This window comes from Pelagerythrobacter sp. Soil_C_18 (assembly GCF_057657235.1).
The window spans coordinates 153,257-175,329 of the sequence record NZ_JBDGIU010000007.1 but is presented as its reverse complement, the minus strand read 5'-3'; the positions used below and the strand labels follow the sequence as shown (position 1 = coordinate 175,329).

At 67.8% G+C, this 22,073-nt stretch carries 23 protein-coding genes; 19 read left to right on the top strand and 4 right to left on the bottom strand.

Annotated elements, in window-relative coordinates:
• Positions 1–76 precede the first annotated feature (76 nt).
• From AC3A5N_RS14770 to AC3A5N_RS14735, 8 genes are all read left to right on the top strand, one after another.
• Complete coding sequence (locus AC3A5N_RS14770; protein ID WP_487738086.1) at positions 77–787, top strand: alpha/beta hydrolase; 711 nt, start codon at positions 77–79, stop codon at positions 785–787.
• A gap of 78 nt (positions 788–865) precedes the next feature.
• Entirely contained in the window at positions 866–1,000 is a 135-nt protein-coding gene (gene rpmH, locus AC3A5N_RS14765) for a 50S ribosomal protein L34 (RefSeq protein ID WP_487738085.1), read from the top strand.
• Between the two features lie 144 nt (positions 1,001–1,144).
• Positions 1,145–1,513, top strand: coding sequence for a ribonuclease P protein component (rnpA, locus tag AC3A5N_RS14760; protein ID WP_487738084.1), 369 nt, complete (start codon positions 1,145–1,147; stop codon positions 1,511–1,513).
• Entirely contained in the window at positions 1,510–1,719 is a 210-nt protein-coding gene (gene yidD, locus AC3A5N_RS14755) for a membrane protein insertion efficiency factor YidD (RefSeq protein ID WP_487738083.1), read from the top strand. The genes rnpA and yidD overlap by 4 nt, the downstream gene beginning before the upstream one ends.
• A 45-nt stretch (positions 1,720–1,764) precedes the next feature.
• The gene (gene yidC, locus AC3A5N_RS14750) at positions 1,765–3,534 is read left to right on the top strand and encodes a membrane protein insertase YidC (protein WP_487738082.1); all 1,770 of its coding nucleotides are present in this window, start codon (positions 1,765–1,767) and stop codon (positions 3,532–3,534) included.
• Positions 3,531–4,178: a ribosome biogenesis GTP-binding protein YihA/YsxC gene (gene yihA, locus AC3A5N_RS14745; protein ID WP_487738081.1), complete on the top strand. Its 648-nt coding sequence runs from the start codon at positions 3,531–3,533 to the stop codon at positions 4,176–4,178. The genes yidC and yihA overlap by 4 nt, the downstream gene beginning before the upstream one ends.
• A gap of 58 nt (positions 4,179–4,236) precedes the next feature.
• Positions 4,237–4,902, top strand: coding sequence for a glutathione S-transferase family protein (locus AC3A5N_RS14740; protein WP_487738080.1), 666 nt, complete (start codon positions 4,237–4,239; stop codon positions 4,900–4,902).
• Entirely contained in the window at positions 4,863–5,759 is an 897-nt protein-coding gene (locus AC3A5N_RS14735) for a S1/P1 nuclease (RefSeq protein ID WP_487738079.1), read from the top strand. Before AC3A5N_RS14740 ends, AC3A5N_RS14735 begins: the two co-directional genes overlap by 40 nt.
• On the opposite strand, the gene AC3A5N_RS14730 is transcribed toward AC3A5N_RS14735, so the two are convergent.
• Together AC3A5N_RS14730 and AC3A5N_RS14725 are read right to left on the bottom strand one after the other, a co-directional pair.
• Complete coding sequence (locus tag AC3A5N_RS14730; protein WP_487738078.1) at positions 5,756–6,154, bottom strand: acyl-CoA thioesterase; 399 nt, start codon at positions 6,152–6,154, stop codon at positions 5,756–5,758. The two genes, AC3A5N_RS14735 and AC3A5N_RS14730, sit on opposite strands and share 4 nt — an antisense overlap.
• Before the next feature lie 2 nt (positions 6,155–6,156).
• Entirely contained in the window at positions 6,157–8,271 is a 2,115-nt protein-coding gene (locus AC3A5N_RS14725) for a S9 family peptidase (RefSeq protein ID WP_487738077.1), read from the bottom strand.
• A gap of 37 nt (positions 8,272–8,308) precedes the next feature.
• Between AC3A5N_RS14725 and AC3A5N_RS14720 the strand changes: the two genes are divergently transcribed.
• The 6 genes from AC3A5N_RS14720 to AC3A5N_RS14695 all read left to right on the top strand — a co-directional run bounded on the left by AC3A5N_RS14720 (position 8,309) and on the right by AC3A5N_RS14695 (position 14,097).
• A complete protein-coding gene (locus AC3A5N_RS14720) occupies positions 8,309–10,114 on the top strand; it encodes an aminopeptidase P family protein (protein ID WP_487738076.1) in 1,806 nt (601 codons plus the stop codon).
• Positions 10,115–10,184: 70 nt separating this feature from the next.
• Entirely contained in the window at positions 10,185–10,580 is a 396-nt protein-coding gene (locus AC3A5N_RS14715; RefSeq protein WP_487738075.1) for a VOC family protein, read from the top strand.
• A complete protein-coding gene (locus AC3A5N_RS14710) occupies positions 10,580–10,975 on the top strand; it encodes a cupin domain-containing protein (RefSeq protein ID WP_203108499.1) in 396 nt (131 codons plus the stop codon). The genes AC3A5N_RS14715 and AC3A5N_RS14710 overlap by 1 nt, the downstream gene beginning before the upstream one ends.
• Positions 10,976–11,175: 200 nt before the next feature.
• Positions 11,176–11,880 carry a hypothetical protein gene (locus AC3A5N_RS14705; RefSeq protein WP_487738074.1) on the top strand — a complete coding sequence of 235 codons (705 nt, stop codon included), beginning with the start codon at positions 11,176–11,178 and terminating at the stop codon, positions 11,878–11,880.
• 49 nt (positions 11,881–11,929) lie between these two features.
• Positions 11,930–12,664 (top strand): response regulator, encoded by a 735-nt coding sequence (locus AC3A5N_RS14700; protein ID WP_487738073.1) that lies wholly within the window; start codon positions 11,930–11,932, stop codon positions 12,662–12,664.
• A gap of 2 nt (positions 12,665–12,666) precedes the next feature.
• Positions 12,667–14,097, top strand: coding sequence for a sensor histidine kinase (locus AC3A5N_RS14695; RefSeq protein ID WP_487738072.1), 1,431 nt, complete (start codon positions 12,667–12,669; stop codon positions 14,095–14,097).
• A 42-nt stretch (positions 14,098–14,139) separates the two neighbouring features.
• Here AC3A5N_RS14695 and AC3A5N_RS14690 read toward each other — a convergent pair whose 3' ends face one another.
• On the bottom strand, positions 14,140–15,654 hold the full coding sequence (locus AC3A5N_RS14690; RefSeq protein WP_487738071.1) for a sensor histidine kinase: 1,515 nt from the start codon (positions 15,652–15,654) through the stop codon (positions 14,140–14,142).
• Between the two features lie 148 nt (positions 15,655–15,802).
• Between AC3A5N_RS14690 and AC3A5N_RS14685 the strand changes: the two genes are divergently transcribed.
• The 5 genes from AC3A5N_RS14685 to AC3A5N_RS14665 all read left to right on the top strand — a co-directional run bounded on the left by AC3A5N_RS14685 (position 15,803) and on the right by AC3A5N_RS14665 (position 20,305).
• Positions 15,803–16,969 (top strand): isovaleryl-CoA dehydrogenase, encoded by a 1,167-nt coding sequence (locus AC3A5N_RS14685; RefSeq protein WP_487738070.1) that lies wholly within the window; start codon positions 15,803–15,805, stop codon positions 16,967–16,969.
• Positions 16,966–17,391, top strand: a complete 426-nt coding sequence (locus tag AC3A5N_RS14680) for a hypothetical protein (protein WP_487738069.1) — start codon at positions 16,966–16,968, stop codon at positions 17,389–17,391. The genes AC3A5N_RS14685 and AC3A5N_RS14680 overlap by 4 nt, the downstream gene beginning before the upstream one ends.
• On the top strand, positions 17,388–18,995 hold the full coding sequence (locus tag AC3A5N_RS14675) for a carboxyl transferase domain-containing protein (protein ID WP_487738068.1): 1,608 nt from the start codon (positions 17,388–17,390) through the stop codon (positions 18,993–18,995). Before AC3A5N_RS14680 ends, AC3A5N_RS14675 begins: the two co-directional genes overlap by 4 nt.
• Before the next feature lie 86 nt (positions 18,996–19,081).
• Positions 19,082–19,585 (top strand): hypothetical protein, encoded by a 504-nt coding sequence (locus AC3A5N_RS14670; RefSeq protein ID WP_487738067.1) that lies wholly within the window; start codon positions 19,082–19,084, stop codon positions 19,583–19,585.
• Positions 19,586–19,672: 87 nt separating this feature from the next.
• Positions 19,673–20,305 carry a hypothetical protein gene (locus tag AC3A5N_RS14665; RefSeq protein ID WP_487738066.1) on the top strand — a complete coding sequence of 211 codons (633 nt, stop codon included), beginning with the start codon at positions 19,673–19,675 and terminating at the stop codon, positions 20,303–20,305.
• 9 nt (positions 20,306–20,314) lie between these two features.
• Here AC3A5N_RS14665 and AC3A5N_RS14660 read toward each other — a convergent pair whose 3' ends face one another.
• Entirely contained in the window at positions 20,315–22,063 is a 1,749-nt protein-coding gene (locus AC3A5N_RS14660; RefSeq protein ID WP_487738065.1) for a bifunctional metallophosphatase/5'-nucleotidase, read from the bottom strand.
• Positions 22,064–22,073 lie beyond the last annotated feature (10 nt).

Sequence of the window (22,073 nt, the reverse complement as noted above, 5' to 3'; positions counted from 1 at the left end):
GGAGCGAACAAGGTGAATCGCGCGGCAAGCATATCGCTTCCGATTTGCGCAACGCCGTCCGCCGCATACCGGCAGAATGCGAAAGGCGCTTCTTGCCCTTGTGTGCTTCCTCGCCGCGCTAGCCGTGCCGGCGCACGCGCGTGAGCCCGCCGCCGCAGTCGCGGCCGAGACCGGTTCGACGCGGTTCGTCCCGGCGTGGGCCCTGGCCGAGCGGCAGGCGATCGCCCGCTATGGCCCGTTCCGCGTCCTCGACAGCGGCCGCGCGGCGCTGGTGGGCGTGACCGATTCGGCGACGCCCGCGCAGTTCGCCGCCATGCTGCGCGATTATCCCGCGCTGGCCGCGCTCGAGATGGTCGAGTGCCCGGGAACCGAGGACGACCGCGCCAATCTGGAGCTCGGGCGCCTGATTCGTGCCGCCGGCCTGGCGACGCGCGTTCCGCGCGGGGGCTCGGTCCGCTCGGGCGCGGTCGAGCTGTTCCTCGCCGGCACCGCGCGCCATATAGAGGAGGGGGCCGAGTTCGCGGTCCACTCTTGGATCGACGAGGATGGGCGCGAAGCCGCCGATTTCGCGCCGGGCGCCGCCATTCATCAGCCCTATCTTGCCTATTACAGCGAAATGGACATGGACGAGGCGCAGGCGCGGGCGTTCTATGCAATGACCAATTCGGCGCCCTTCGCCGCGGCCAAATGGCTCGACGCGGCGGAGATGCGCCGGTGGGTCGGTACGGGTGTCTCGCGGCCCCATCCGCGCATCGCCTATCTTGACTTGCCGCCCATGCTGCCCTAACCGCGCGGCCATACAGGCGGTCGCCTCCCTTCGGCTCAAGCGGAGGGGCGGCCCTTTTTATTTCACCTAGAGGTTATCATGAAGCGCACTTTTCAGCCGAGCAATCTGGTCCGCGCCCGCCGTCATGGCTTTTTCGCGCGCAAGGCGAGCCCGGGCGGCCGCAAGGTGCTGCGCGCCCGCCGCCGTCGCGGCCGCAAGACGCTCTGCGCCTGATTTTCTTTCCGCGCGTCCAGCCGGACGCGCGTTTTCCTCGCGCCTTGTGGCGCAGCGGGCGGCCGGTCGGCCTTGCGGGCTCCCATGGGGAGCCCGTTTCGTGCGTGCTTACCATTGCCTGCATTTGATCCTACCTTTTCCGCGATGACCATCGGGACGATCCGCAAGCGGGCCGATTTCCTTGCGGCGAATCGGGGGCTGCGTGTGGCGCGGCCGGGGTTCGTGCTGCTCGCGCATCCGAACGGCGGGCGGGGCAAGCGGTTCGGGGTCACGGTGACAAAGAAGATCGGCAACGCGGTGGTGCGCAACCGGATGAAGCGCCGGTTCCGCGAGCTGCTGCGCATCGCGCTGCCCGAAGGGGGGCTGCCCGATCACGATCACGTGCTGATCGGCCGCGAAGGCGGGATCGAGCGCGATTTCGCCCGGATGCAGGCCGAATTGGTCGAAGCGCTGCACCGCGCTGCCGAAGGCAAGGGCGATGCGCCCCGCCGCCGCCGGGGCCGCGCGAAGTGAAGCGGGTCCTGATCCTCATCGCGCGTGCCTGGCAGCTCGGCCCCTCGCGGGTGCTGCCGCCGACCTGCCGCTATGCCCCGAGCTGTTCCGAATACGCGATCGAGGCGCTCGGCAAATACGGGGCAATCAAGGGTGGATGGATGGCGGCTAAGCGTATAATGCGCTGCCACCCATGGGGCGGGCACGGCTATGATCCGGTGCCGTAGTGCCTATATAATACACCGACCACGTCAGAATACGGGATCGAAGCCTTGCAAAACCAGCGCAATCTCCTGCTCGCCGTCCTGCTGAGCGGCCTGCTGATTCTCGGCTGGGATGCCGGGATGAGCTGGCTCTACCCGCAGCCCGAGAGCGCCGCGGTCGAAGGCAAGGTCGATACCCCGACCGAAGTCGTCGAGGCGCAACATACGCGCGAAGGCGGGCTGACCGACCCGATGGCGATCGCGCAGGAGAAGGCCGACCTCGCCATCTCGCTAACCGCACCGGGGCGTGTCGCGATCGACGGGCCCGAGATCGGCGGATCGATCAACCCTGTCGGCGCGCGGGTCGATGACGTCACGCTCAAGAGCCACAGCGAATCGATGGCGGACGATAGCGGCCCGGTGCGCCTGTTCTCGCCGCAGGGCACCCCGGCGCAGCACTTCGCGCAGTTCGGCTGGGTAGGCGAGGGCGTCGCGGCCCCCGACGCCGAGACCGTCTGGCAGGTCGAAGGCGGCCCGCTGTCGCCCGAAAGCCCGGTGACCATGCGGTGGAACAACGGCGAAGGCCAGCTCTTCACGATCCATCTGACGGTCGACGAGCACTACATGATCACGGCCGAGCAGGCCGTCGCCAACACCGGCCAGGGCCCCGTCGTCGTGCGGCCCTTCGCACTGCTCAACCGCACCAGCCGCACCGCCAGCCAGAGCACCTGGACGCTCCATTCCGGCCCGATCGGCTATTTCGGCGACGGCGTGCGGTTCGGGCCCGACTACGACGAGCTCGACGAAGACGGCACGGTGGCGCCGGAAGGCCGCGCCGGCTGGATCGGCTTTACCGACATCTACTGGCTTTCGGCGCTCGCGCCCGAGGCGGGCAGTACGCCGCAAGCCGAATTCCGCCCGCTGGGGCAGCAGTACTATCGCGCCTCGCTGGTCTATCAACCCGTCACCGTGGCGCCAGGCCGCCAGGTCACGCGGACCACGCGGCTGTTCGTCGGCGCCAAGGACAACGAGGTGCTCGACGCCTACGAAACAGCGGGCGTCCCCGGCTTCGACAATGCGATCGACTGGGGCTGGTTCGGCGTGATCGAGAAGCCGATCCTGTGGCTGCTCAAGCACCTCTACGATCTGGCCGGCAACTTCGGCGTGGCGATCATCCTGCTCACCGTGGTCGTGCGCCTGCTGATGTTCCCGATCGCGCAGAAGCAGTTCGCCAGCATGGCGGCGATGAAGGCCGTCCAGCCTAAGATGAAGGCGATCCAGGAGCGCCACAAGGACGACAAGCAGAAGCAGCAGCAGGAGATCATGAAGCTGTACAAGGACGAAGGCGTCAATCCGCTCGCCGGATGCCTTCCTCTGCTGCTTCAGATCCCGATCTTCTTCGGGCTCTACAAGGTCCTGATGCTGTCGATCGAGATGCGCCACAAGCCGTTCGCGCTGTGGATCGAGGATCTTTCCGCGCCCGATCCGGCGCATATCCTCAATCTCTTCGGTATGCTGCCGTTCGAGGTGCCGAGCCTGATCGCGATTGGCCCTCTGGCGGTGCTGCTGGGCGTGACCATGTGGCTGACCTTCAAGCTCAACCCGAGCTCCATGGACCCGATGCAGCAGCAGATCTTCAACATCATGCCCTGGGTGCTGATGTTCGTCATGGCGCCTTTCGCGGCCGGCCTGCTGCTCTACTGGATCACCAACAACGTGCTGACGCTGGCGCAGCAGAGCTACCTCTACTCGAGGAACCCGCAGCTCAAGGCGCAGGCGGAGAAGGACAAGGTCGACCGCCAGACGGCGGCCGAGGGCGAGCAGAAGGGCAAAGCGTGAGCGAGCCTTCCGACACCTCGGAGCTGGAGGAACGCGCGGCGAAGCTGTTTTCGGGCAGGGTCGAGTTCCTGCTGTCCGCGCCGCAGCTCAAGTTCCTGCCCGAGCCGACGGTGCCGGAAATCGCGTTCTGTGGCCGCAGCAACGTCGGCAAGAGCTCGCTGCTCAATGCGCTCACCGGGCGCAGAGCGATCGCGCGCACGTCGGTCACGCCGGGCCGGACGCAGGAGCTGAACTTCTTCGAGGTCGGCGATCCGACGCTGTTTCGCCTGGTCGACATGCCGGGCTACGGCTTCGCCAAGGCGCCGGTGAAAGTGGTCGAGCGCTGGCGGCAGCTCGTGCGGACGTACCTCAAGGGCCGTGACGTTCTCCACCGTACGCTGGTGCTGATCGATTCGCGGCACGGGCTGAAGGACGTCGACCGCGAGATGATGAAGATGCTCGACGAGACTGCCGTCGGCTACCGCCTGGTTCTCACCAAGGCGGACAAGATCAAGGCGAGCGAGCTTGCTGCGGTACGCGACGCGACCGCGGCCGAGGCACGCAAGCATCCCGCGGCGCACCCCACGCTCCACGTCACCAGTTCCGAGAAGGGCATGGGCATCGCCGAACTGCGCGTGGCGGTGCTGGAGGACGCGCGGGTATAACCTCGACAGGCCCCGGGGGACCCCTTAGGGCCGGCACGGCACAAGCGGTGGGCATGCGATGAAGCTGATTATCGGCAACAAGAACTATTCGAGCTGGAGCCTGCGCGCCTGGCTCGCGCTCAAGCAGTCGGGCCTCTCGTTCGAGGAGCTGATCGTCAACATCGGCGGCGAGGAATGGGCCTCGGTCCGGCGCGAATCGGGCGAGATCATGCCGTCGGGCAAAGTTCCCGTGCTGTGGGACGGCGAGACCGTGATCTGGGACAGCTTCGCCATCCTCGAATACCTTGCCGACAAAGTCGGGCGCGAGCGGTTCTGGCCCAAGGACGACACCGCGCGCGGCATGGCCCTGTCGATGGTCGCCGAGATGCACAGTTCCTACCAGGCGCTGCGCAGCGAGTGCCCGATGAACGTGCGCAAGCGGTTCGAGGGCGTGCGGATCTCCGACGATGCGAAGGCGAACATCGTGCGCATCCTCCAGCTCTGGGCCGAGGCGCGGGCGCGCTTCGGCAAGGGCGGCCCGTTCCTGTTCGGCACCTTCGGCGCGGCGGACGTGTTCTACGCGCCCGTCGTGAGCCGTTTCGTCACCTACGGCGTCGCGGTGCCCGGTTTCGCGCAGGCCTACATGGAAGCAGTGTGGGAACACGAATGGATGCAGGCCTGGATCGAAGGCGCGGAAGAAGAACGATGGGTCATCGAGCAGTACGAAACCGCGCCGCGCACCTGATCGGCGCGCTGGCGCTGCTGCTTGCGTCGCTGCTTCCCGCATCAGCCAATGCCTGGGGTTACTACGGCCACCAGACGACCGCGAGAATCGCGCTTGCCAATGTCACGCCGGAAACCCGCGCCGCCATCGCGCGGCTGATCGCGCACGAGAAGGAACTCGGCACGCCCGAATGCCGCATGGGCGATCTCGCCGATGCCGCGACATGGCCGGACTGTCTTCGCGGCACCTACTGGCGCTGGGCCTATACCTTCGCCTGGCACTACCGCACCGCGCCGGTTTGCGAGGCCTACGACGCCAAAAAGCACTGCGCGGGCGACAACTGCGTGACCGCGCAGATCGAGCGTAACTTCCGCATCCTGTCCGATGAGAGCCTGCCGGCGAACGTGCGGCTGGAGGCGCTTGCCTTCATGGTCCACTTCGCCGGCGACGTGCACATGCCGCTCCATTCGGGCGACAAGGACGACCGCGGCGGCAACGACCGGGTGACCGATTACGGCATCGTGCCCGACCGCAACCTTCATTCGATCTGGGACACGGCGCTTGCCGAGCGCGCGATCACTGCGGCCGAGCCGCCGCTGGTGCGGCGATATTCGCGAGAGGAGAAGGCGGCGCTTGCCGGCGGCGATCCCGCCGAATGGGGCCGCGAAAGCTGGCAGATCGCGCGCGACTTCGTCTATCCCAACGCCTTCGACCGCGACCCCTGCGAGGGCGACCTGCCGCTTGAAACCGCCCTGACGCAAGAGGATATCGTCGCCGCCGTCCCGGTGGTCGAGCGCCGCGTGACTCAGGCGGGCCTGCGCATAGCGGACCTCCTCGACGCGGCCTTCGCTCCGGGCGCGGCGGGCGAGTTGCCCTAGGTGTCCAGGAACGGCGCCACGATTTCCCGCCGCACGCGTGCCAGGCGTCCGCTTTGCCGGTCGAGCATCGCCCAGGTCGTTGCCGCTGCGACGATGATCTTGCCGGCTGCGTCGCGGAACTCGACCCGACGCACCGAGGTCGCACCGCGCGGCTCGCCGTCGATCCAGGTCTCGGCGGCCACACTCTCGCCTTCGGAGACGTTGCCGCGATAGTCGATCTCGTGCCGCGTCACCACCCAGACGTAGTCGCGCACATGCTCCGGCGTGGCCGCCGCTTCCCAGTGCGCCGTCGCAAGATCCTGCACCCACTGCACCCAGACTGCATTGTTGACGTGGCCCATCACGTCGATGTGCTCGGACCTCGCGGTGAAGGTGCGATGGAAGCGCGCGCTCACTTTTATCGCCCTACCGCTTCACTGCTTGAGGGTATGGCCGCCATACCCATCTGCCACAGGATGAAGGCGAACTCCTCGGCGGTCTCCTCGAGACTCTCGAACCGCCCGGACTTGCCGCCGTGGCCCGCGCCCATATTGGTCTTGAGCAGGAGCTCGTTGTCGTCGGTCCTGAGTTCGCGCAGGCGGGCGACCCATTTGGCCGGTTCCCAATAAGTCACCCGCGGATCGTTGAGCCCGGCGGTCACCAGCATAGGCGGATAGGCCTGTGCGCGCACGTTCTCGTAGGGGCTGTAGCTGCGGATCAGCTCGAACGCCGTTTTGTCCTCGACCGGATTGCCCCACTCGGGCCATTCGCCCGGCGTCAGCGGCAGGCTCGCGTCGAGCATGGTGTTGAGCACGTCGACGAAGGGTACGTGGGCGACGACCGCGCCCCAGAGTTCGGGATCGGAGTTGATCACCGCGCCCATCAGCTCGCCGCCGGCGGAGCCGCCCGAGATGCTGATCTTGCCGGCCTCGGTATGACCGCGCGCGATCAGCCCCTTCGCCACGTCGACGAAGTCGGTGAAGGTGTTGACCCGCCGCTCCAGCTTCCCGGCCTTGTACCAGGCGCGGCCGAGATCGTCGCCTCCCCGGATGTGCGCGATGGCATAGGCGAAGCCGCGGTCAACCAGGCTGAACCGCGTCGTCGAGAAGCCCGGCGGAATGGCGATGCCGTAGGCGCCGTAGCCGTAGAGGTGCAACGGGCCCGCGCCTGCACGGTCGGCACGGTAGAGGATCGAAACCGGGATCGGCGTTCCGTCGCGCGCCGCGATCTCGATCCGCTCGGTGCGGTAGAGCGAGGCGTCGTAGCCGGACGGGATCTCCTGCACTTTCAGCGTTTCGAGCCGCCGCTCCGCCACGTGGTAGTCGTAGACGGTCGAGGGGCTGACCATGCTTTCGTAGGACAGCCGCAGCGCGTCGGTCGCGAACTCGGGATTGTTGCCGAGCCCGGCGGTGTAGCTCTCCTCCGGGAAGGCGATCGGCTCGACCCGCTCGGGATCGTCGTAGTACCGCACCTCGATCGTATCGAGGCCCGCCTGCCGCCCTTCGACGACGTAGAAGTCGCGGAACAGCGCAAAGCCGGTGAGGTAGAATTCGTCCGAACCCTCGATCAGCGTCGTCCAGTCGGACGGATCGGTGAGCGGTGCGATTGCGAGGCGGAAGTTCTCGTGCGTGTCGTTGGCATGGATGAACAGCGTCTCGCCGTTCGTGTCGACGTCATACTCCACGCCCTTGCGACGCGCGCGGACCAGTAGGGGCTCGGCCAGCGGATCGTCCGCCGGAATCAGCCGGACCTCGCTCGTCTCGTGGTCACTGGTACCGACGATCAGCCACTTGTCGTCCGCCGAGAGCGTCGAGCCGACGCGGAAGCCCTCGTCGTCCTCGTGATAGAGCTCGACGTCCTCCTCGGCAGGCTTACCGAGCCAGTGGAGCCGCGCGTTGTCGGTCCGCCACTGCTCGTTGGCGAGCGAGTAGACGATCCCGGTGTCCCCCGCGACCCAGACCAGTGCGGAGAGCGTGCCGGAAATCTCGTCGGGCAGCATCTCGCCGGTCGCCAGATCCTTGATCCGCACGGTGAACCGTTCGGAGCCGTTGTCGTCGATCGAATAGGCGAGCTTGCTCCCGTCCTGACTGACCGACAGCGCGCCGACCCGGAAATAATCCTTGCCCTCGGCCAGCGCGGGTTCGTCGAGGATGAGCACGTCGGCGCTGCCGTCGTCGGGCGCACCGACCGGGCGTCGCCACCATTTCTTGTACTCGGCGCCTTCCTCGAACTCGATCCAGTAGAGCCAGTCGCCGTCCTTCTGCGGGACCGACTTGTCCGCCTCCTTGATCCGCGCGCGCATCTCCTTGAAAAGCGTGTCGACCAAAGGGCGGTAAGGCTTCATCCGCGCTTCGAACCAGGCGTTCTCCGCCGCGAGGTGCGCGAGGACCTCGGCATCGTCGACTACCGGATAGCCCGGGTCGCGCAGCCAGGCGTAATCGTCGGAAATCTCGAGCCCGTGATGCGTTGCAGTAACGGGCCGCTTCTCCGCGATCGGCGGCCCAAATACGGATTGTTCGGTGGCATGATCCATCCTGCGCCTCTATGTGGGCCACGGAAGGACCGCAACCATGCTGATGCAAACCCACGAAGCCCGCCTCACCGCCCTGCGCGAGGAACTGAAGCGACGGGGGCTGGATGGTTTCGTCGTTCCGATCTCCGACGAGCACATGAGCGAGTACATCGGCGGCTATGCCCAGCGCCTCGCCTGGCTGACCGGCTTCGGCGGCTCGGCCGGCAGCGCGGTCGTGCTGCGCGACAAGGCGGCGATGTTCATCGACGGACGCTACACGATCCAGGTGCGCGAGCAGGTCGACGGGAAGCTCTACGACTATTGCCTGGTGCCGCAGGTCTCGATGGGCAAGTGGATCGCGGAGAATGCGCCCGAAGGCGCGAAGATCGGGTTCGACCCCTGGCTCCACACCAAAGGCTGGGCTGACCAGGTCGGCAAGGCGCTGGCGAAGAAGGGCAGCGAGCTTATTGCAGTCGACAGCAATCCGGTCGACGCCGTGTGGGCCGACCGGCCTGACCCGTCTCCGGCGCCCGCGCTGGTCCATGGGGACGAGCACGCCGGCCGTTCGAGCGCGGAGAAGCGCGCCGAAGTCGCCGACTGGCTCAAGAGCGAAGGCTATGACGCCACCGTCGTCTCTGCGCTCGATTCGATCGCCTGGCTGCTCAACATTCGCGGTGCCGACGTCGAGCGGACGCCGGTCGCGCTGTCCTATCTCATCGCGCACAGCGACGGGACGGCGGAGCTGTTCATCGCGCCCGAGAAAGTCACGCCCGAGCTCGAGAAACACCTCGGCAACGCGGTGACGATCCGCGCGCGCAGCGCGTTCGAGAACTCCCTCAGCGGGATGAAGGGCAAGACCGTTTCGGTCGATCCCGACTACGGCGTGGCGGCGATCTTCCGCCTGCTCGAGGATGCGGGTGCGAAGCCGGTCGCGGAGCGCGATCCGGTGATCCTGCCCAAGGCGATCAAGAACCCGATCGAGCAAGAAGGGCACCGACGGGCACAGGAACGCGACGGCGCGGCGGTTGCGCGGTACCTCCACTGGCTCTCGGTCGCGGCGCCCAAGGGCGGCGAGACCGAACTCTCGGCTGCGGCCAAGCTGCAGGAATTCCGCCTCGCCACCGGGGCGCTCAAGGACAACAGCTTCGACACGATTTCCGCGGCCGGGCCGCATGCGGCGATCCCGCACTACCGGGTCGACGAGGAATCGAACCTGCCGATTGAGCCGGGCAGCATCTTCCTGTGTGATTCGGGCGGGCAGTACCTCGACGGGACGACCGACATCACGCGCACGGTGTGGATCGCGCCCGGCGAGCCGACGGCGGAGCAGAAGGACCGCTTCACCCGCGTGCTCAAGGGGCATATCGCGATCAACCGCGCGACGTTCCCGCAGGGGACCAACGGCAGCCAGCTCGACGCTTTCGCGCGCCAGTTCCTGTGGCAGGCCGGGGTCGACTACGGCCATGGCACCGGCCACGGGGTCGGGAGCTATCTCGGCGTTCACGAGGGGCCGCAACGCATCGCCAAGGCGAGCGGCGGGCAGGCCGGCACCGGGCAGGAGCTCCATGCCGGCATGATTCTCTCGAACGAGCCCGGCTACTACAAGGGCGGCGAGTACGGCATCCGGATCGAGAACCTGATCCTGACTGTCACGCGCGACATTCCGGGCGGCGAAGGCGACTGGCTCGGCTTCGAGACGCTCACCTTCGTGCCGATCGACCGCACGCTGGTGGAGCGCTCCCTGCTGACGGACGAGGAGATCGCCTGGTGGAATGCCTACCACGCGAAGACCCGCGCAATCCTCGCGCCGCAGCTCGAGGGCGAGGCGCTCGCCTGGCTCGAGGAGGCTTGCCGGCCGCTCTGAAGGGTCTTTCCGACGGGAATTTGTTCATGTAATGTTCTGATGGTCGCGAGTCGCAGATGGGAGAGATGCGATGATCGGTTACGTAACGTTGGGGACGAACGACCTGCAGGGCAACGCCGGGTTCTACGATGCGCTGGCCGCAGAGCTGGGTGTCGGCAGGATCATGGATTTCGACACGTTCGTCGTCTGGGGCGAACTGGGCGGCAGCGGTGCGGGCATCTCGCTGGTCAAGCCTTACGACGGCAACACGGCGACGGTCGGCAACGGGACCATGGCCGCGCTTCAGGCGAAGGACCCCGAGCAGGTCCGGCGACTGCACGAGATCGCGCTGGCCAACGGCGGCAGCGATGAGGGCGCACCGGGGCCGCGCGGCGAGCCGGATGAGCAGGGGAACACGTTCTACGCCGCCTATTTCCGCGATCGCGAGGGCAACAAGCTCAACGCCTTCTGCATGGTGCAGGGCTGATGGCCGGCACGCCGATCGAGCGGTTCCCGATTCACCTCGGGCTCGGCGCCACGGCGGTGAGCGAGCCCGAGTTCACCGGCATGGAATGGTACGGCGACTATGTCGCGCGCCATGCCGCCGACGGGAAGGAAGGGCGGCTGGTGGGCTTCCACCGCTTCACCCAGTCATGGGACAGCTGGGAGATGCATCCGGCCGGCGACGAGGTCGTGCTGTGCCTCGAAGGCGCTATGACGCTGCATCAGGAACACGCCGACGGCTCGACGGCGACGGTGACGCTCGGGGCCGGGGAATATGCGATCAATCCCCCGGGAACCTGGCACACGGCGGATATCGAGGGTGAGGCGGCCGCGCTGTTCATCACCGCGGGCGAAGGGACCGAGCACCGGCCCCGCTAGGCGCGCCGCGGCTTCCGATTCTTGCACGCGGTTGAACGTGGTCGCGGCGCTGCGACAAACCGCGACACTTCTGCCGTTTCGCGCGATAATCCTGCGACAATCGCGGCCTAGAAGGGCACTCTGAGCTGCGAGAGCCGCCTCCTACCTCCCCCCTTCCGGGCGGTCTCGCAGTTCAACCTTTCCCGAACGGAGGTTCGACGATGAAGAAGGTTGCCCTTTCCCTTTCTGCAGCCGCGCTCGTCCTGGGCGGTGCCACCACGGCGCTCGCCCAGCATCAGGGCGGCCGGCACAGTCCCGATGCTGACCGCGACGGCAACGTCACCCGCGCCGAAATGACCGCGCACGCCGGCGCGATGTTCCAACGGCTCGACACCAATGGCGACGGCAGGTTCGATACCGCCGACCGCGAGGCCCGCAAGGCGCAGCGCTTCGCGCGCCTCGACGCCGACGGCGACGGCGAGGTGACGCAGGCCGAGATGGACGCGCGTCGCGCCGAGCGCCGCGCGCGAACGGCCGAACGCCGTGCGGAACGCGCCGAGAAGCGTGAGGAGCGCCGCACGCAGCGCTTCGCCCGGCTCGACACGGATGGCAGTGGCGGCGTTTCGCAGGCCGAGATGCAGGCGGCGCGCGAGGCGCGTAGCGAAGCGCGCGGCAAACGCGGCACCCGCCCCATGTCCCATGGCCGCCGCGGCGGCCGTGCGATGGGCATGGCGATGCTGCGCGGGGCCGACGCCGATGGCGACAAGGCGATCACCCGTGCCGAATTCGACGCCGCGCTCGAGCGCCGTTTCGCCCGCTCGGATGCCGACGGCGACGGCACGATCACGGCCGCCGAACGCAAGGCCGCCCGCGACGCCATGCGTGAACGGATGAAGGAACGCCGCGCCGCGCGACAGGCCGGCTGAACGCAGCTCGCTTGATCGCCGGCCAGTCGAAGGCCTAGGCGGGGAGACGATGGACGAAACCGCGCTCACACGCCTGCTGCTGGTCGACGACGAGGCCAGCCTGCGCGAACCCCTGGCGGAATATCTGGCCCGCCAGGGCTTCGTCGTGCGGCAGGCGCCCAGCGCTGCCGCGGCGCGCAGTGCGCTGATCGACGATGTCCCCGACCTCGTGCTGCTCGACATCATGATGCCGGGGGAGGACGGGCTGTCGCTCTGCCGCCACCTGGTCGAATCGCGCGATCTGCCGGTGATCTTCCTGACCGCCAGAGGCGAGGCGACGGACCGCATCGTCGGGCTGGAGATCGGTGCCGACGATTATGTCGTGAAGCCGTTCGAGCCGCGCGAACTCGTCGCCCGCATCCGCTCGGTCCTGCGCCGCGCCGGGCGCTCCGCCGCTCCGGCCGAGAGCGACGCGCACTACCTGTTCGAAGGCTGGCGGCTCGACCCGCTCAAGCGCAAGCTGACCGATCCCGAAGGCGCGGTCGTGCCTATCTCCACCGCCGAGTTCCGCCTGCTGCGCGCCTTCCTCGACCACGCGCGCCAGGTGCTCGACCGCGACAAGCTGCTCGACATGGTGCAGGGGCGCGAGGCGCATCTGTTCGACCGCGCGGTCGATAATCAGGTCAGCCGCCTGCGCCGCAAGATCGAGGAAGACAGCCGCAGCCCCCATTTCATCCAGACCGTCCGCGGGGGCGGCTACCGCTTCGCCGCCGACGTGCGCCGCGCCGCGCGGGAACGCGGCTGATCATGCGCTTCTGGCCCCGAAGCCTGCTCGGCCAGATGCTGCTGGCGGTCGCGGCGGTGCTGCTGCTCGCCCAGGCGATCTCCGCGGCGCTCCTGTGGCAGGCCGCCGAAGCGCGGCGCGAGGCCTCGGTCCTCAATGCCGCGGCCTTCGCCTTCATCGTGCGGGGCGAACCGCGCAGCGAGGGCGGCGAGCGTTGGCGCGTTCCCCGTCCCTACCGACATCTGATCGACCGCTTCACGCGGCCGCTACGCATCGAACAGACGGAGCGCTTCGCGCGGCTGCCCGACGACGAGATCGACGCCGGCCGCGCCGAGGCGCTGCGTGCGGTCATGGTCGATCAAGGCATCTCCGTCGCCGAACTGATCGTGATCGAGCGTCCGATGTCGCGCGATCCCTACATCCTCGAGCGGCCTCGGCTGCACGCGCGGCTGACGCCGGGCGGCACGGAGGACCGGCGCGTGCTGGTCGCCGCGCTGAAGCGGAGCGGCGCGGACGGCTGGATGATCGCGCGCGTTCCGATCCCGCCACGCCAGGGCGGCGTGATAGGGTCGATCCTGCTTCAGACGCTGGTGATCTACATCCTGCTGGTCGGTCTGCATTTCCTGCTGCTGCGGCAGATCACGCGCCCGCTCGCGGCGCTGACCGTGCGGACCGAGACCTTCGCCCGCACGCAGAGCGCCGACGGCCAGCTCACCCCCGATGGGCCGCACGACGTGCGCCGCCTGATCGCCGCGCACAACGCGATGGAGGCGCGCATCGCCGCGCTGCTCGACGAGAAGGACGTCATGCTCGGCGCGATCGGACACGATCTCAAGACCCCGCTCTCTGCGCTGCGCGTGCGGATCGAATCGGTCGAGGACGAAGGCGAGCGCGCCAAGATGGCCGCGACGATCGAGGACATCACCCGTTCGCTGGACGACATCCTCTCGCTCGCCCGCGTCGGCCGCGCGAGCGAGCCGCCCGAGCGGGCCGATCTCGCCGCCCTGACCGCCGCCGTGGTCGAGGAATTCGAGGACATGGGCGATCCGGTCACGCTCGGCCAGACCACCCGCATAGCCCTGCCCGTTCATATCACCTGGCTGCGCCGGGCCCTGCGCAATCTGATCGCCAACGCGGTGCGCTATGCGGGCGGGGCCGAAGTGACGCTGCTGCGCGAGGGCGGCCACGCGATCCTGCGGGTCGACGATGAAGGACCGGGGATTCCCGACGGACGCATCGCGGAGATGACCGAACCCTTCACCCGCGGCGAGGCATCGCGCAACCGGGAGACCGGCGGCGCCGGCCTCGGCCTTACGCTCGCCCGCGCGATCGCGGAACAGCATGGCGGCGAGCTTGCCCTCGCCAACCGCCCGGCGGGCGGGCTTCGCGCGGAAATCCGGCTGCCGCTCGCTTCCGGCGCTGCGCCTAGCGCGGATGGAAAAAGCGTCGGCTAGACGGCGATGCGGCGGGCTGAGCCGCCGCGGCGATGCACGGGATCAGTTGGCGAGCTTCTCGCGCGCGAGGCGCAGCGTGGCGGCAAGGCCTTCCGTGCGCCAGTCCCGCTCGACCTTGCCGTCGAGCTGCGCGGTCACGCTCATGTCGATCAGCCGCGTGCCGAACCCACGCCCTTCGTGCGCCACGGGTTCGGGTCCGCCGGTTTCGACCCAGCGGAGAACGACGTCCTTGCCATCCGCCTGCAGCGTGATGGTGACGCGCCCGCTCTCCGCAGACAGGGCGCCGTATTTGACCGAGTTGGTCGCCAGTTCGTGCAGCACGAGCGCGAGCGGCGTGGCCGAACGCGAGCCGATCGGCACCGTATCGCCTTCCACCGAGATATGCGCCGGCTCCTCGCCGGAGAACGGCTCGAGCAGGCCGCGGACCAGCTCGCGCAGGTCGCCCGATCCTTCCGCGCCCGAAAGCTGTACGAAGTCCTGCGCCTTGCCCAGCGCGGCGATCGTGCCGACGAGATCCTGGCCGAACTCGCGCAGTTCTGCGCGGCCGCGCGTGCGGACCGAGATCAGCCCGGAAATCAGCGCGAAGATGTTCTTGATCCGGTGCGCCATCTCGTGCGCGACGGCGCCGCTGCTGTCGGCCTGGCGCCGCTTCTCGTCGATATCCGTGAGCGTGCCGAACCAGCGCATGACCGTGCCGCGCTCGTCCCTGACGGGCAGGGCCCGGGCCATCGTCCAGCGCCAGCCGCCGTCGGCCTGGCGGAGGCGATATTCGGCCTCGTAAGTATCGCCGCGGGCCGAACAGTCGGTCCATCCGGCATATGTCGTATCCCAGTCGTCAGAATGGATGAACGGCCGCCAGCCTTCGATGTCGATCGGTGGCTTGGCCCCCGTCACCCTCTCCCACCGGCCGCTGTAGTAATCGAACCGGCCCTTGCCGTCCGACGACCAGATGATGTCGGGCAGCCAATCGCCCAGCGTGCGGAACTGGGCGTTGCGCCGGGCATGTTCGGCCTCGCTCTCGCGCCATTCGCGGCGCGCCTGGATGCGGCGCTTGACCGCCTGCGCCAGCACCGTGAGACCGTGCCGCTGCAGGTCGGTCAGCCCGTCCGGCCGCGGCGCGGTATCGATCACGCACAGCGCCCCGATCGGCGCACCTTCGGCCGAGACGAGCGGCGCGCCGGCATAGAAGCGCAGCCCAAATTCGCCGGTCACCAGCTCGAAATTGGCGAAACGCGGGTCCCTGGTCGCATCGGGCACGACCAGCATGTCGGCCTGCATCATCGCATGGGCGCAGAAGCTGGTCGAACGCGGCGTCTCGTCGATGTCGACCCCGGTCCGCGCGAGGAACCGCTGCCGCTCGGATTCGACCAGCGTCACCAGCGACACCGGTGCGTCGCACAGGCGCGCCGCGAATCTGGTGATTTCCGCCAGCTCCGGGTCCTCGCCCAGGGAATTGAAGCCGTGCGCTCCGATGACCTTTGCGCGCTCCTCTTCACCGCAAAACGCGGGCGCAGGAGCCGCGTGATCCGGCCAAAGGGTCGACTCGTGCAATTTCATTCCGATCCGCCGCCACGATAAAGGAAAATTGCCGGAATCCCAGATACTTTCACTATCCCACTTAACATCTGCGGGGTTTCGATCCTCAAGTGCGTTTGCCGCCATTCGCGCGCTCGGCTATGCGCCTTGGCCGCAGACAGGAGTTCTCATGCGCGCCACCCCCGATTTCGATTTCCAGCTCGGCGAGACCGCGGAAATGATCCGCGAGAGCGCGGGCCGCTTCGCCGACGAGCAGATTGCCCCGCTGGCGGAAAAGGCCGACCGTGAAGACTGGTTTCCGCGCGAGCTGTGGCCGGCGATGGGCGAACTCGGGCTGCACGGGATCACGGTGGAGGAGGAGTTCGGCGGGCTCGGCCTCGGCTATCTCGAGCATGTGATCGCGGTCGAGGAAGTCAGCCGCGCTTCGGCCTCGGTCGGCCTCTCCTACGGCGCGCACTCGAACCTCTGCGTCAACCAGATCCGCCGCTGGGGCAGCGAGGAGCAGAAGGCGAAATACCTGCCGAAGCTGATCTCGGGCGAGCACGTCGGTTCGCTGGCGATGAGCGAGGCGCAGGCCGGTTCCGATGTCGTCTCGATGAAGCTCAAGGCCGACGCGGTCGAGGGCGGCTATGTGCTCAACGGCACCAAGTTCTGGATTACCAACGCCACCCACGCCGACACGCTGGTGGTCTATGCCAAGACCGCGCCCGAGGCGGGCAGCCGCGGGATCACGGCGTTCATCATCGAGAAGGACATGGCTGGTTTCTCGATCGGACAGAAGATCGACAAGATGGGTATGCGGGGCAGCCCCACGGCCGAGCTCGTGTTCGACGACTGCAGGGTGCCCGAAGAGAACGTGATGGGCCCGCTGCACGGCGGCGTCGGCGTGCTGATGAGCGGGCTGGACTACGAGCGCGTCGTGCTCGCCGGGCTCCAACTCGGCATCATGCAGGCCTGCCTCGACTGCGCGATCCCCTACGTCCGCGAGCGCAAGCAGTTCGGCAAGCCGATCGGCGCGTTCCAGCTCATCCAGGCCAAAGTCGCCGACATGTACGTCGCGCTGCAATCGGCCCGCGCCTACACCTACGCTGTGGCCAAGGGCTGCGACGCCGGCCAGACCACGCGCTTCGACGCGGCCGGCGCGATCCTGCTCGCGAGCGAGAACGCCTTCCGCGTCGCCGGCGAGGCCGTGCAGGCGCTTGGCGGTGCGGGTTACACCAAGGACTGGCCGGTCGAACGCTACCTGCGCGACGCCAAGCTGCTCGACATCGGTGCGGGCACGAACGAGATCCGCCGCATGCTGATCGGCCGCGAACTCATCGGGGCCGCCGGGTGAGCAAGCCTCCTCAGGCCGAGGAGGAGCGGGCCGGCGCGCCGCGTGAGGCGATCCCGCAGATCGCGATGTTGATCTGGACCGTCGGCTTCCTGCTCGGCGCGGCCAGCCACGCGGCCGACGTCTTCACGTACGGTTGGCTGCCCTACGAGTTCATGCCGCTGGGCTTCAACCTCTACTGGACCAGCCTGCTGTTCCTGGACCCGGTCGCGGCCCTGCTGATCTGGTGGCGCCCTGCCCCGGCGCTGGTCCTCGGGTGCCTGATCATGGCGTCGGACGTGCTGGTGAACGCCTGGACGGCATTCGTCGCCGGCTACACCGAACTGCTGCCCAGCCTGGCGCTGCAGAGCGCCTTTGCCGCCTTTGTCTTTTACCTTGCGATACGCCAGAAGCGCCCGTCCCAACGCCATTCGGATACCCCATGACCGCACCCGTTCTTACCACCAAGCTCGACCGCGAAAGCACGGAGGCGAAGGCGCGTTTTGCGCATAACAAGGCGCTGGCAGACGAGCTGCGCGCCCGCGTGGCGGAGGCGGCGCTGGGTGGGCCGGAGAAACACCGGGAGCGGCACGTCAGCCGCGGCAAGCTGCTGCCGCGCGAGCGGGTGGAGCGCCTGCTCGACCCCGGCTCGCCGTTCCTCGAGATCGGCCAGCTTGCGGCGGGCGGCATGTATGAGGGCGACGTGAACGGCGCTTCGATGATCGCGGGGATCGGCCGCGTCGCAGGCAGGCAGGTGATGATCGCCGCCAACGACGCGACGGTGAAGGGCGGCAGCTACTATCCGATGACCGTGAAGAAGCACCTGCGCGCGCAGGAGATCGCGCAGGAAAACCGCCTGCCGTGCATCTACCTGGTCGACAGCGGCGGGGCGAACCTGCCCCACCAGGCCGAGGTCTTCCCGGATCGCGACCACTTCGGGCGGATTTTCTTCAACCAGGCGAACATGAGCGCGCTGGGCATCCCGCAGATCGCCTGCGTCATGGGCTCGTGCACCGCAGGCGGCGCCTACGTCCCGGCGATGAGCGACGAGACAGTGATCGTGCGCGAACAGGGCACGATTTTCCTCGCCGGCCCGCCGCTGGTGAAGGCGGCGACGGGCGAGGAGATCAGCGCCGAGGATCTTGGCGGCGGCGATCTCCACGCGAAGAAGTCCGGCGTGGTCGATCACCTCGCCGAAAACGACGAGCACGCGCTGACGATCGTGCGCGACATCGTCAGCCATCTCGGCGAGAACCCGAAGGGCGCCGAGAGCGTGCAGCTCCGCGAGCCGCGTTCGCCGAAGTTCGATGCGGAAGATCTCTACGCCCTCGTGCCGGAGGACGTGCGCGCGCCGTATGATGTGCACGAGGTGATCGCCCGCATCGTGGACGGCAGCGAGTTTCACGAGTTCAAGCAGCACTACGGCTCCACGCTCGTCTGCGGCTTCGCGCATATCTGGGGCATGCCGGTGGCGATCCTCGCCAACAACGGCGTGTTGTTCTCCGAAAGCGCGCAAAAGGGGGCGCACTTCATCGAACTCGCCTGCCAGCGCCGCATTCCGCTGCTGTTCCTGCAGAACATCTCGGGCTTCATGGTCGGCGGCAAGTACGAAGCGGAAGGGATCGCCAAGCACGGCGCCAAGCTGGTGACCGCCGTCGCCACCGCCACCGTGCCCAAGATCACCGTTGTGATCGGCGGCAGCTTCGGCGCGGGAAACTACGGCATGTGCGGCCGCGCCTACCAGCCGCGCTTCCTGTTCACCTGGCCCAATGCCCGCATCAGCGTAATGGGCGGGGAGCAGGCCGCCAGCGTGCTCGCCACCGTCCACCGCGACGCCGGTAGCTGGAGCGCAGAGCAGGCCGAAGCCTTCAAAGCCCCGATCCGGCAGAAGTATGAGGATGAGGGCAATCCCTACTACGCCACCGCGCGCCTGTGGGACGATGGCGTGATCGACCCGGTCCAGACCCGCGACGTACTTGGCCTCGCATTCGCCGCGACGCTCGAGGCTCCGATAGCGGAGCGGCCGGCGTTCGGCGTCTTCCGGATGTAGGATTGGAACTCCCTTGGCGGACTTTCTCGAAACCCTGCCAAGGCTCGCGCATTGAAACGAGCAAGCGCTTACGGAGGAGAGAACCGATGAACACCCCCGCCCGCCTCGCCCTGGCCATTCCCCTCGCTCTTGCGCTCGCCGCCTGCGGCGACACCACGGAAGTCGACGATCGCGTGGTCGAAACCGATGATGTCGAGGCGCCGGTCGACGTGACCTTGCCCAAGGTGGAGGTCGAATATCCCGAAGTGCCGCTCGATGCGCGCAGCACGGTCGAGTATGCGGGCACGTACGAGCTGCACGGCCGCACCGGCGAGGTCGACAGGATCACGCTCGAAGACGACGGTACCTATACCTGGGTCGCGCCCGACGGCACGGAGACGACCGGTGAGTTCACCTGGGGTGAGGACAACAGCCGCATCCTCATCACCCGCAACGGTGAAACCAATGCCTTCGCCGTGGCGGAGGGCGTGCTTTACCGCCTTTCGGACGAAAGCGCGCCGCTCTCCGGCGAACGGGCGGAGGAGACGACCTGGCGCCGCAGCGATCCGACCCCGACGGACGGCAACCAAGCGGACCGTCCGGGCGAGTAGCCGGCCCGTAAAATTCGCGCCGCACGGGCTTTAACCGGCGCGGGTCTGTTCCTAGATTGCGAAAGATCAAGGGGACGGACTTTTACCATGACTTCGCCCAGCGATGTGGACAGCGAACGCGCCCGGCTCGTTACTCTTGCGATGCGCGTGATCGAGCGCACGGGCGAGAACATCACGCGCGCCGCATTGGCCAAGGAAGCGCGGATGCCGCGTGCGCGGATCGACGCGATCTTCGACACGGAAGATGCGCTGTTCGATGCGATCCTCGAGAAGTGGTACGCGCCCGACATCGCGATCATGGAGGAAGTCGTCGCCTCCGATCTGCCGATCCGCCGCAAGTTCTACGAGTTCTTCGCCCGCCGCTTCGCCCGCCAGCGCGCCCGCTTCCGCAAGGACCCGGCTGCCTTCGCGGTCTATTGTGAGGTCGGGACGGACAACTTCGAGAACGTGAGCGGCTATATCGACCTGGCCGATCATTACCTCGCCGAACTGATCGCCCAGGCGCAGGAGGAAGGCCATTTTGCCGGCCTCGGGATCAACCGCGCGCTCTCGCTGATCAACCAGATGGTCGTCTGCTACACCCTGCCGCAGATGCTGATGATCCTGGACGAGGACAAGCTGGAGGACGGCAAGCTCGCGACGATCATCGATACGCTGTTCGACGGCCTTTCGGGCGAGGCGCGCGGCGCCGCGCCGGTCGCGGGCCTGCGGATCGCCTGATTTTTCTGCTCAGCTCCGCGTGAGGTCGGTGACCCGCCCCGCTGCGGGCGGATGCCGCATCTCCGCTGCGCCGAGGTATTCCTCCATCGCGTCGAGATCGGTCGGACCGGTCACCGCGTCGGTTCCATCGGCAAAGACGGTGAACGTGTCGCCGCCGGCGGCGAGGAAGCTGTTCATCGTGACGCGGTAGCGCGCGGCCGGATCGATCGGCTTGCCTTCGAGTGTGACCGAGACCACGCGGCTCCCCACCGGACGGCCCAAGTCGTAGGAGAAGGCGAAGCCTTCGGAAACCGAGAAGGTCTGGACGAATCCGTCCTCGTCGAACTGCTGCTCCAACAGCGCGAGAAGCTGCGCGCCGGTGTAGCTCTTGGTCACGAGCGCGTTGCCGAACGGCTGCGCCGCATAGATGTCGCCGAACGTCACCGTGCCGTCCGCATCAGGCACGATCGGCGCGCGCACGCCCGAATTGTTCATCAGCGCGATCTGCGCACCCGCGTCGCGCGTGGCGTCGCGCGTGGCGAAGAGCTGCGCGTCCGCGATCAGATTGCCGAGCGCCGTCTCCTCCGTTGCGGGGCCGGGATCGGGGGCAGGGCCGGAGATCCGGCCGACCGGACGCATCTCCGCCTCCTGGGCGGCCTGTACATAGCGCGCGACGTATGCGGCGAGGCCGGGGTCGGGCTGGAAGACTTCGAACGAAGGATCGGGGGTCACGCCCTCGATGCGTGCGTTCTGGACCACCACGTTGCGTGCGGTGAGGTCGGTGACCTCGCCAGCGACCGGGTCGATGGTGAGCGCGATGTCGGTTAGCAGGGTGCCGCCGTAGCCTGCGCTGCTGACGGTGAACCCGCGCGAAGGGTCGACCGTGGCGAAGTCGCAGACGTAAGTCCGGTGCGTATGGCCGGAGACCACCAGATCCACCCGCGGGTCGAGCCGTTCGAGGATCTCGCGGAGCGGCCCGGCGATCGCGCCGCAGCCCGAGAACGGTGTGCCGGGCTCCGGCTGGAGCCCCTGATGGATCGCGACCACGATCGCATCGGCGCCCTGCCGCTCGATCTCCGGCACGAGTGCATTGATCGCCTCGGCCTCGTCGCCGAAGGTGAGGCCCGCCACGCCGCTCGGCGTGACGAGGGTCGGCGTTTCCTCGAGCGTCAGGCCGATCACGCCGATAGTGACTTCGCGCGCGCCGGTGCCGAAGCGGCGAATGGCGTAGCCGGGGAACAGCGGTTCTCCGCCCTCGGTGATCACGTTGGCGGCGAGGAAGGCGAAATCGGCGCCGCCGAAGTCCGGCTCGACCGCGCAAGGTTCGCGCAGTCCGTGCTTCTCGCAGCCGCCTTCCTGCATGCGCGCGAGCTCGCGCCAGCCGCGGTCGAACTCGTGGTTGCCGACCGCGTTGAAGTCGAGCCCGATGCGGTTCATCGCGCCGATCGTCGGCTCGTCGAGAAACAATGAGGAGACGAGCGGGCTGCCGCCGATCAGGTCGCCCGCGGCGATGACCAGAGAATGGTCGCCGCCCGCGCGGTACTTTGCGACCGCCGAGGCGAGATAGGCCGCGCCGCCGGCCCCGACCTCGTGTTGTGCGCCCGCATCGTCGGTCAGCCGGATCGGGCGGGGGAGCGGCTCGAGATTGCCGTGGAAGTCGTTGAGCCCGAGGATCTTGACCGTGACCGGCTCCGCCGGAGTGTCGGGCGCCTCGGGCACGCTGACGCAGGCGCCGAGCGCGATCGCCGCTGCGAGAGGGAGGAGGTTGCGAAAGTTCATGGCTCGGTCC